This is a genomic window from Arthrobacter sp. Cr_A7, from assembly GCF_029222765.1.
Taxonomy (GTDB): domain Bacteria; phylum Actinomycetota; class Actinomycetes; order Actinomycetales; family Micrococcaceae; genus Arthrobacter.
Map to the genome: position 1 here is coordinate 1 of NZ_JARHXQ010000139.1, position 9,192 is coordinate 9,192.

8 protein-coding genes are annotated in these 9,192 nt (G+C 67.2%); 6 read left to right on the forward strand and 2 right to left on the reverse strand.

The annotated features are described in order from the left end of the window. The 3 genes from P2Q66_RS08540 to P2Q66_RS08550 form a co-directional block, all read left to right on the forward strand. On the forward strand, nucleotides 1–769 hold a 769-nt coding region (locus P2Q66_RS08540; protein WP_345795624.1), incomplete at its 5' end, for a maleylpyruvate isomerase family mycothiol-dependent enzyme. Further along, nucleotides 766–1,416, forward strand: a complete 651-nt coding sequence (locus P2Q66_RS08545) for a maleylpyruvate isomerase family mycothiol-dependent enzyme (protein WP_275727237.1) — start codon at nucleotides 766–768, stop codon at nucleotides 1,414–1,416. The genes P2Q66_RS08540 and P2Q66_RS08545, both read left to right, overlap by 4 nt. 133 nt (nucleotides 1,417–1,549) lie before the next feature. After that, entirely contained in the window at nucleotides 1,550–1,885 is a 336-nt protein-coding gene (locus P2Q66_RS08550) for a cupin domain-containing protein (RefSeq protein WP_079598497.1), read from the forward strand. Between the two features lie 80 nt (nucleotides 1,886–1,965). On the opposite strand, the gene P2Q66_RS08555 is transcribed toward P2Q66_RS08550, so the two are convergent. Next, nucleotides 1,966–3,033, reverse strand: coding sequence for a glycerophosphodiester phosphodiesterase family protein (locus P2Q66_RS08555; protein WP_275727239.1), 1,068 nt, complete (start codon nucleotides 3,031–3,033; stop codon nucleotides 1,966–1,968). A 178-nt stretch (nucleotides 3,034–3,211) separates the two neighbouring features. Here P2Q66_RS08555 and P2Q66_RS08560 point away from each other — a divergent pair, with 178 nt between their 5' ends. Further along, on the forward strand, nucleotides 3,212–4,384 hold the full coding sequence (locus P2Q66_RS08560; protein ID WP_275727240.1) for a serine hydrolase domain-containing protein: 1,173 nt from the start codon (nucleotides 3,212–3,214) through the stop codon (nucleotides 4,382–4,384). Between the two features lie 11 nt (nucleotides 4,385–4,395). Here P2Q66_RS08560 and P2Q66_RS08565 read toward each other — a convergent pair whose 3' ends face one another. Next, entirely contained in the window at nucleotides 4,396–5,697 is a 1,302-nt protein-coding gene (locus P2Q66_RS08565) for a hemolysin family protein (protein ID WP_275727241.1), read from the reverse strand. 74 nt (nucleotides 5,698–5,771) lie between these two features. Between P2Q66_RS08565 and P2Q66_RS08570 the strand changes: the two genes are divergently transcribed. After that, complete coding sequence (locus tag P2Q66_RS08570; protein ID WP_275727243.1) at nucleotides 5,772–6,590, forward strand: pyruvate, water dikinase regulatory protein; 819 nt, start codon at nucleotides 5,772–5,774, stop codon at nucleotides 6,588–6,590. Between the two features lie 144 nt (nucleotides 6,591–6,734). Beyond that, complete coding sequence (gene ppsA, locus P2Q66_RS08575; RefSeq protein ID WP_275727246.1) at nucleotides 6,735–9,164, forward strand: phosphoenolpyruvate synthase; 2,430 nt, start codon at nucleotides 6,735–6,737, stop codon at nucleotides 9,162–9,164. Nucleotides 9,165–9,192: the final 28 nt, after the last annotated feature.

Sequence of the window (9,192 nt, forward strand, 5' to 3'; positions counted from 1 at the left end):
CGACCGCCACGTATGGCCGGGCATGGCAGTAGTGTCTAGACCAGCACTCATAGTGTTGGTTACCGAGACATCACCGGGAAGGAACCGCATGCGCAGGGCAGCAGAAGCGGTCTGGCAGACCGTTCATTGTGAGAGGCGACGGCTCGCCGCGGATCTCTCCGACCTGCATGACGAACAATGGCGCTTCCCCTCCCTCTGCCCCGGGTGGGATGTCCACGATGTCCTTGCGCACCTGGTGGACACGGCACGAACCGGCCGGCTCGCCTTCGTCCGAGACCTGCTGACGGCACGCATGGACTTCGATCGCGCGAACGAGAACGGTATTGCTAGAGAGAAGCGGCAGGATCCGCGGGACACGATTAACGCGTTCAGGGAAGCTGCGGACCTCACGCGGACGCCGCCGGCGAACCTCGCAACACGCCTCGTGGAGGCCATCGTGCACGGCGAGGACATCCGCCGGCCCTTGGGCATCGCCGGAAGTTACCCGGAACCTGCGGTCGTTCAGGCCCTCACCTACCAGCTGCGCACCCCCGTCTCCTTCGGCGGAGGACGCGAGCGGGTCGCAGGACTTCGCCTGATCGACCGGACGACCGGGGCGTTCTGGGGCCAGGGAGACGAGGTCGAGGCCGATCCGCTTGATCTGCTGCTCGCGGTTTCCGGGCGTCGCGTGGACCGGGGGAGCTTCAAAGGCAGCGGAGCCTCCCGCTTCGTAGCCATCTCGGCTATGGATGAACCGCGTCAACGAGGAGAGGCGCCCGAAGCGATATGACGAGATGGCAGAACGACGACCTGTGGGCGCTGGCACACGCCGAGCGCACCGCTCTGGCGCAGGACCTGTCGAACCTCAGCGCAGAGCAATGGCAGCACCCCACTTTGTGCGGGCAGTGGAACGTCGAGCAGGTCGTCGCTCACCTTACCGCCGCGGCCAGCCTGAACCAGTGGCAGTGGCTGCGCAGCATGCTCGGCGCGCGTTTCCGTCCCGATGTGCACAACCAGCGCCGGCTGGCCGAGCAGCGCGGCAAGAATCCCAAAGAGACACTCGACCGTTTCCGCGCCGTCGCCAGGAGTACCACGGCACCCTCAGGACACACCCCGGCCTACCTTGGCGAGGTCGTCGTGCACGCCCAAGACATCCGCCAGCCCCTTGGGCTTCCCCGCACACCGAGCATCGAGGCGCTGACACCCGTGGCCGAATTCTTCGCCCGGCACGACGTCACCGTTGCCAGCCGCACCCACGTGGCCGGCCTGCGGCTGCGGGCCGATGACGGGCCGTTCGCTGCGGGCACCGGGCATCTGGTCACCGGATCCACCCTCGCTGTGGTGATGGGCATGGCTGGCCGCGAAACCTACCTTGACCAGCTCAACGGCCCGGGCGTCCCGACCCTCCGGTCGCGCCTCCAGGGCACCGCAGCCTGAACCGCCTTCTGGTTAAGAAATCGATTGTTCATCGTTAGGTAGGAAACACCTGGGCGGCGCAGCCGGAGACGCTGGGTAGGGCAGCGATCAAGATCGGCGGCATCCTGGCGTGCCTAATGGGTACGGTGTCCTCATGCAGAAGATGTCGATTGATGCCCTGGCCCGTCAGCAACTCCAAGCAGCAGTGTCCGGATCCAGCGGCCGCGCCTCGGACACCGTGTTCGGCGGCCACGAAAAAAGGCTGCGTCAGACGGTGATGGCTTTCCGCGCCGGCACCCAACTCAGCGAACACCTGAACCCCGGCGAGGCCACGGTCTTCGTCATCAAGGGCTCCGTCTGGCTGAAGGCGGGCGCGGAAGCCTGGCAGGGCAAGGCAGGCGACCTGCTGATCGTCCCGGACGGCATGCACAGCCTGGAAGCCGAGGAGGACTCAGCAATACTGTTCACGGCGGTGAAGCTGGACCGGTAAATGGTGGACCCATAAACGATGAAGGCCCGGCACCAGCTCAAAGGAGCTGCCACCGGGCCCCGCCCCCGTCAGTGCAGGGCTTAGCCCTTCACCTCGTACGCCTTCGGCAGCTTCAGGCCGCGCTCCTCCATGAGGGTGCGCAGGCGGGTGGGGTAGTCGGTGATGATGCCGTCCACGCCCAGGTCCATCAGGCGCTCCATGTCGGCGGTGGTGTTCACAGTCCACGGAATGACGGGCAGTCCAAGGCTGTGGGCTTCGGCGATCATTTCCGCGGTGACGGAGCGGAACGTGGGGGAGACGACGTCGTACCCCTGGGCAGCCGCCGCCTTGGGCAGGGAACCGTCGTAGTCGTCGATGTCGATGCCGCCCAGGTTGGGGCTGGCGCCGGGCCGGCCGACGCCCATCCAGGTGTCGCCGCTGGAGAGCGCCACCAGCGGCAGCTCGGGGGCGAGCTCCTTGGTGAGGTTCAGCGAGGACCAGTCGAAGGACTGCAGGGTGGTGCGGTCCGCCATGCCCGAGGCCTGGATGTCGGCCACCACCGCGCGGGTGAGGGACTCCATGCCGGCGCCGCCGATCTGGCTGCTTTCCACCTTGGTCTCCACATTGAAACGGACCTTGGCGGCGTTCGTGTCGCGGACCAGCTGGTAGACGTCCTTCAGCTCGGCGATCCGGTTGCCCTCGATGACGTCCTGCTCCGGGTAGCCCGCCAGCTGGGCGTAGCCGCAGTTGAGCGTCTTGACCTGCGCGAGGGACAGTTCGGCCACGCGGTCGCCGACGTACGGGAATTCGGGATCGCCGGCGGTGGCGGGTGCGGTGTCGGCGCACTTGGCGGCCTGGATGGTGTCGTCGTGCCACACGATCACCTTGCCGTCCTGGGTCAGATGCGTGTCCAGCTCCAGGGTGGTCACGCCCAGCGCCAGGGAGTTCGTGAACGCGGCAAGGGACTCCTCGGTCCATTCGCCGCGGCCGCCGCGGTGGCTCTGCAGGTCGAACGAGCCGTTGCGCTCGTTCACCGTGAGCGCGGACGTGGCAGTTCCGGCAGCGTTCGACGACGGCGTGCCGGCCTGCGTCTCCGGGGCGGCGACGGCGGGGCTCGCCATGGCGGCGATCAGGGCGGCGGCGGCCGCGGCAGTCAGGACTGTGCGCATGGGTGGTTTCCTCCAGTAATGACGGGGCCGGCTGATGCCCGGCGACCCGTCCACGCTAGGGAGGACAGGTGGCGCGTTTGATGCCAAAAGTTGGAGCGGAGGTTAACATCAAAGGGCCGGTGCAACTGGCGGTCTCCCCGGAGTCCAGCTGCGGCCGGCGTCTCCTAAGGGGATTGAGATGCAGGCAGGACGTTCCACCCTGTTCCGCAGCGTTGCCGCGGCCGTTGCCGCCCTGGTGATTCCCGCCGTCGCAGGCTGCACCGGTGCGCCGGAGCCACCGGACGCGCAAAGTCCGACGGCGGCCATCACCGCCACCGCCCCACCTGTTCCGGCGTACGCCGCCGCCCTGGAAAAGTACAGCGCGGACATGTTGGCCGGGGGAGCTACCGCCGTCGTGATTGAGGTGAAGTCCCGCGTGGGCGGCTGGTCCTCGGCAGACGGCGTCCGGAGCCTCGAGACCAACGAACCCGTGCAGCTGACGGACCAGACGCATGCCGGGGATATCACCATGACCATGGTGGCGGTGTCCGTCATGAAGCTCGTGGAGGAAGGGAAAATCCAGCTGGATGACCCCGTCCAAAAGCACCTCCCGGACTTCGAAAGCATCATCAAGCCGCCCGGTCCCATCACCATCGGCAGCCTGCTCAGCCACCGCTCCGGGATGCCGGACTACCGGGTGAGCCTGGTGGAGGTAGGGAATAGGCGCTCCACCCACGAGGAGCGGATTTCCTACGCCGCAGCCCTGCCGTGGACCGGCGGCTCAGGCAGCCTGTTCAGTTTCTCCACCACCAACTATTCGGTGCTGGCCCTGCTCCTCGAGAAGCTGCGGGGACAGAACCTCTCCGCGGTAATCCGCGCCGACAACGTGGAACCGCTCGGGCTGCAGGACACCCTGCTGGCCGGTGACGAGCCGGGGCCGCGGCAGATGATCCACGGCTACACCAATACGGCAAGCGGCGAACTGGAGGACAACGCCCTGGCCCCGATCCACAGTGGTTCACCCGATAGCGGAGTGATCTCCACCGTTCCTGAACTCAACACCTACTTCGCGGCCCTGCAGAAAGGGGCGTTGCTGACCGCTCAAAGCGTGGCGGAGATGCACCACCCCAAGTTCCAGACCTATGGCCTCGGTGTGGTGCGGCATTACGATTCCTGCTCCAACAACGACTATTACGGGCATGTGGGAGTGGTGCGGGGCTACGCGGCGCTGGCGCTGATCAGCGCCGACGGCTCGCGGCAGATTGCTATGGCCGTGGCCCGCGCCCCGATGCCCCATCCGGTTGGTCTCGGCGAATGGGAGTCGTACGAGATGGAGGAAGCGGCGGTGGCGGCACTCAATCAGGCGTGTTGAGGAGTAACTTTTCAGGGTTCCCCGGGCTCGGCCTGCACGCGTGTCACGCGGATCCGGGCGATGCGCAGCCGGTCCATCGCGGTGACCGTCAGCGCGTGCCCGTCCACTTCCACCCGGTCCCCAACCCGGGGCAGCCGGCCCAGCCGGTCGATGACGAACCCTGCCACCGTCTCGTAATGCCCCTCGGGCAAAGCCAGCCCGGACGCTGACGTGAACTCCTGGATGATGAGCCCGCCGTCGACGTCGACCTCCCCGTGGGCGACGGTGACCCGGTCCTCGGGGTCGGCGCCGGCGTCGAACTCGTCGTAAATTTCGCCCACCAGTTCCTCCACGAGGTCCTCCAGGGTGACGATGCCGTCCGTCCCGCCGTATTCGTCCACCACCAAGGCAATCTGCTGGCCCAGCCGGCGCATCCGGGACAGCGAAGGCAGCACCTTGTTCGTTCCGGGCAGCGCGAGGATTTCGCGAACGATGTCCCGCACCGGCCGTTCGTCGGACACAGCGTCGACGGGCATGAGGTCGCGGATGTGGATGAAGCCCAGGACGTCATCCGGGCTGCCGCCGGTCACGGGGAAGCGGGAGTAGGGGCCGTTCTGGACGATGCTGCGGGCCTCGCCGACGGTGAGGCCGCCGCTGATGAAGGCGACGTCGGGGCGGGGGCGCATCACCTCCTGCAGGGTGCGGTCCGCGGCCCCGAAGACGTCCGTGAGGATGTTCCGGTGGCTTTCTTCCAGCGCCTCGCTCCCCGAGACCATGTCATGGAGTTCCTCGGCCGTGACGCTTTCCTGCTTGGCCTTCGGGTCGCCGCCGAACAGCCGGACCACGGCGTCGGTGGAGACGGACAGCAGCCAGACCGCGGGGCGCATCAGTTCCGAGAGGAACAGCAGGGGCGGGGCCAGGACCTTTGCGAAGCCGACGGCGCTCTGCATGGCCAGGCGCTTGGGTACCAGTTCGCCCAGCACCAGGGAGAGGTAGGCGACCAGCAGCGTCATGCCGATGAAGGCCACGGATTGGGCCGCGGCGCCGAGGCCAAGGCCCTCGAGGAGGGGTTCGACGTCGGGGGCGATGGTGGAGGCGCCGTACGCGGCGGAGAAGAATCCGGAGAGGGTCACGCCGATCTGGATGGTGGAGAGGAAGCGGTTGGGATTCCCGGCGAGGGCGGCCACCTGGGCGCCGCGTTTTCCGGCCTTTTCCATCCGGCGGACCTGGCTCTCCCGGAGGGAAACCAGCGCCATCTCCGTGCCGGCGAAGATCCCGCCCAGCAGCACGAAGAAGAGCACCAACAGGAAGTTGACCGCGGTGTCGCTGTCCATGGACTGACACTATCGAAATGTGGTGGCCGGTGAACGGGGCGTGGACAGGCGGCCGCGCCCGCTAAGGTCGTGCCATGGTTAATGACGATCTCCGGCCGGTGTATTTCCTCTCGGACAGCACCGGCATCACGGCGGAAACGCTCGGCAACACCTTGCTGACCCAATTCCCCGGGAACAACTTCGACCGGATCACCATCCCCTTCATCACCACCGTGGACCAGGCCCGGTCCGTGGTCAGGACCATCGACGGCATCGCCGAGGCCGGGCCGGCCCCCATCGTTTTCTCGACGGCGGTCAGCAGCGATATCCGCCAGACCCTGTCCGGGTGCAAGGGCATCGTGGTGGACCTGATCGGGACGCATGTGGGGCAGCTGGAGCACGCCCTGGGCAGCCACGCCAGCGGCGAACCCGGGCGGGCGCACGGCCTGGGGAACGCAGCGCGGTACCAGTCCCGGATGGCCGCCGTCGAATATGCCATGGAGCACGACGACGGCCAGAGCCTGCGCGCGCTGGAGAAGGCCCAGGTCATCCTGGTGGCCCCGTCCCGCTGCGGCAAGACGCCCACCACCATGTACCTGGCACTGCAGCACGGAATCTTCGCGGCGAACTTTCCGCTGGTGGACGAGGACTTTGAACGGGAAGGGCTCCCCGGGTCCCTGAAGCCCTTCGTGTCGAAATGTTTCGGCCTGACCACCAACGCCCTGCGCCTCAGCCAGGTCCGCACCGAACGGCGCCGCGGCTCGCCCTACGCCTCCCTGCGGCAGTGCGGTTTTGAGCTGCGCAGCGCGGAGCGTTTGTACGAATTCCACGGGATTCCGTACCTCAACTCGGCCAGCGTTTCGGTCGAGGAGATGGCGGCCACCATCCTGCAGAAGATGAACCTGAAGCATTAGGGAAGGTTTTCACAAGCCAAGTGTGGCGTACATCATGTGGCGCACCTCTCCAAGGCCTGCCACTGTGGAGGAGATTTGTGCCCAAGCCGGTTACCGCCCCGGGCACGCCCCTGCACGCCACACTCTGCGAAGGAGCAGTAAATAATGACAACGGACATCCTGTGGTTCTCGGAACTTGGGCTCAAAGACCTGGACCGGGTGGGCGGCAAGAACGCCTCCCTGGGGGAGATGGTGCAGAACCTGACCTCCGCCGGCGTGCAGGTCCCGGACGGTTTCGCCACCACTGCCGATGCCTACCGCCGTTTCCTGGCGGACTCCGGCCTGGACCAGCAGATCGCCGACCGGCTGGTGGGCCTGGACACCGATGACGTGACCGCCCTGGCCGCCGCCGGGCAGGAGATCCGGTCCCTGGTGCGCCAGACGCCGTTCCTGCCGGACTTCGAACAGCAGCTGCGCAGCGCCTACCGGGAACTGGTGGAAAAGCACGGCGGCTCCGATGACCTCTCCTGGGCTGTACGGTCCAGTGCGACGGCGGAAGACCTCCCCGACGCGTCCTTCGCCGGCCAGCAGGAAACCTTCCTGAACGTCCGCGGCGTCGAGAACATCCTCGCCGCCATCAAGGACGTCTTTGCGTCGCTCTACAACGACCGCGCCATCGCCTACCGCGTGCACCACAAGTTCGAGCACGCCGACGTCGCGCTCTCGGCAGGCATCCAGCGGATGGTGCGCTCCGACGTCGGGGCCTCCGGCGTCATGTTCACCATGGACACCGAGTCCGGCTTCCAGGACGCCGTGTTCGTCACCTCCTCCTACGGCCTCGGCGAGGCCGTGGTCCAGGGCGCGGTGAACCCGGATGAGTTCTACGTCTACAAGCCGGCGCTGCAGGCCGGCCGGCCCGCCATCCTCAAGCGCGGACTGGGCGAGAAGGCCCTGCAGATGACCTACACGGCAAGCCAGGAAATCGGCCGCACCATCGACTTCGTGCCGGTCGAGGCGTCCCTGCGGAACCGCTTCAGCCTCAGCGACGAGGACGTCGAGCAGCTCGCACGGCACGCCGTGGCCATCGAAAAGCACTACGGCCGTCCCATGGACATCGAGTGGGGCAAGGACGGGATCGACGGCGGCCTGTACATCCTGCAGGCGCGTCCGGAAACCGTGCAGTCCCGCCGCGCCCCCGGCAGCCAGAGCCGCTTCCGCCTCAACGAAACCGGCCCCGTGCTGGCCGAGGGCCGCGCGATCGGCCAGCGGATCGGTGCCGGCAGCGTCCGCATCCTCACCGCGATCGACCAGATGGCGGCGTTCCAGACCGGCGACGTGCTGGTGGCCGACATGACCGATCCCGACTGGGAACCGATCATGAAGCGTGCCTCCGCGATCGTCACCAACCGCGGCGGACGGACCTGCCACGCGGCCATCATCGCCCGCGAACTGGGGATCCCCGCCGTCGTGGGAACCGGCCACGCCACCGACTCCCTCTCCGACGGGCAGGAAGTCACCGTCTCCTGCGCCGACGGCGAGACCGGCGTCATCTACGCAGGCCTGCTGGACTTCACCGTGGAGGAAACCGGGATCACCAAGATGCCCGAGGCCCCGGTGAAGGTCATGATGAACGTCGGCACCCCCGAGCAGGCGTTCACGTTCGCCCAGCTGCCCAACCATGGCGTGGGCCTGGCCCGGCTTGAGTTCATCATCAACCGCCAGATCGGCATCCACCCCAAGGCCCTCCTGAACCTGGACAGCCAGCCGGCGGAGGTGGCGGCTGAAATCCGGGAGCGGATCGCCGCGTACAGCAGCCCGCGGGAGTACTACGTCAAGCGCCTGGCCGAAGGGGTGTCCACCATCGCTGCCGCGTTCGCGCCCGAGCCGGTGATCGTGCGCATGTCCGACTTCAAGTCCAACGAGTACGCCAACCTCCTGGGCGGACCGGCGTACGAGCCGCACGAAGAGAACCCGATGCTCGGCTTCCGCGGCGCTTCACGCTACCTGGAGCCGTCCTTCCGTGACTGCTTCGACCTCGAGTGCGAGGCCCTGTCCTTCGTCCGCAACGAGATGGGCCTGACCAATGTCAAGCTGATGATCCCGTTCGTGCGCACCCTGGAGGAGGCCCGCGGCGTCATTGAGCTGCTGGCCGAGAACGGGCTGCGCCGCGGCGAGAACGGCCTGGAGGTGATCATGATGTGCGAGTTGCCCTCCAACGCGCTGCTCGCCGACGAGTTCCTCGAGTTCTTTGACGGCTTCTCCATCGGCTCCAATGACATGACGCAGCTGGCCCTCGGACTGGACCGGGACTCCGCCATCGTGTCCGGCGGCTTCGATGAACGCGATCCTGCGGTCAAGAAGCTCCTCCGGATGGCCATCAGGGCCTGCCGGGAGCGCGGCAAGTACGTGGGCATCTGCGGGCAGGGCCCCAGCGACCATCCGGACCTCGCCGAGTGGCTGGTCCAGGAGGGCATCGAGTCCGTCTCGCTGAACCCGGACACCGTGGTGGACACCTGGCTCCGGCTGGCGGATGTCGCGGCAGGTGCTTCGGCCGCCGCGGACACCACTGACCTGGCGGCCGCCGGGGTCCGCTGACTCCAGCTGAAGGCCATCCCTCAGCCTC

Bases quoted from the DNA above. Each gene is read 5' to 3' on its own strand.
- P2Q66_RS08545 (WP_275727237.1), top strand. From the start codon at position 766: ATGACGAGATGGCAGAACGACGACCTGTGGGCGCTGGCACACGCCGAG.
- P2Q66_RS08550 (WP_079598497.1), top strand. From the start codon at position 1,550: ATGCAGAAGATGTCGATTGATGCCCTGGCCCGTCAGCAACTCCAAGCA.
- P2Q66_RS08555 (WP_275727239.1), bottom strand. From the start codon at position 3,033: ATGCGCACAGTCCTGACTGCCGCGGCCGCCGCCGCCCTGATCGCCGCC.
- P2Q66_RS08560 (WP_275727240.1), top strand. From the start codon at position 3,212: ATGCAGGCAGGACGTTCCACCCTGTTCCGCAGCGTTGCCGCGGCCGTT.
- P2Q66_RS08565 (WP_275727241.1), bottom strand. From the start codon at position 5,697: ATGGACAGCGACACCGCGGTCAACTTCCTGTTGGTGCTCTTCTTCGTG.
- P2Q66_RS08570 (WP_275727243.1), top strand. From the start codon at position 5,772: ATGGTTAATGACGATCTCCGGCCGGTGTATTTCCTCTCGGACAGCACC.
- ppsA (WP_275727246.1), top strand. From the start codon at position 6,735: ATGACAACGGACATCCTGTGGTTCTCGGAACTTGGGCTCAAAGACCTG.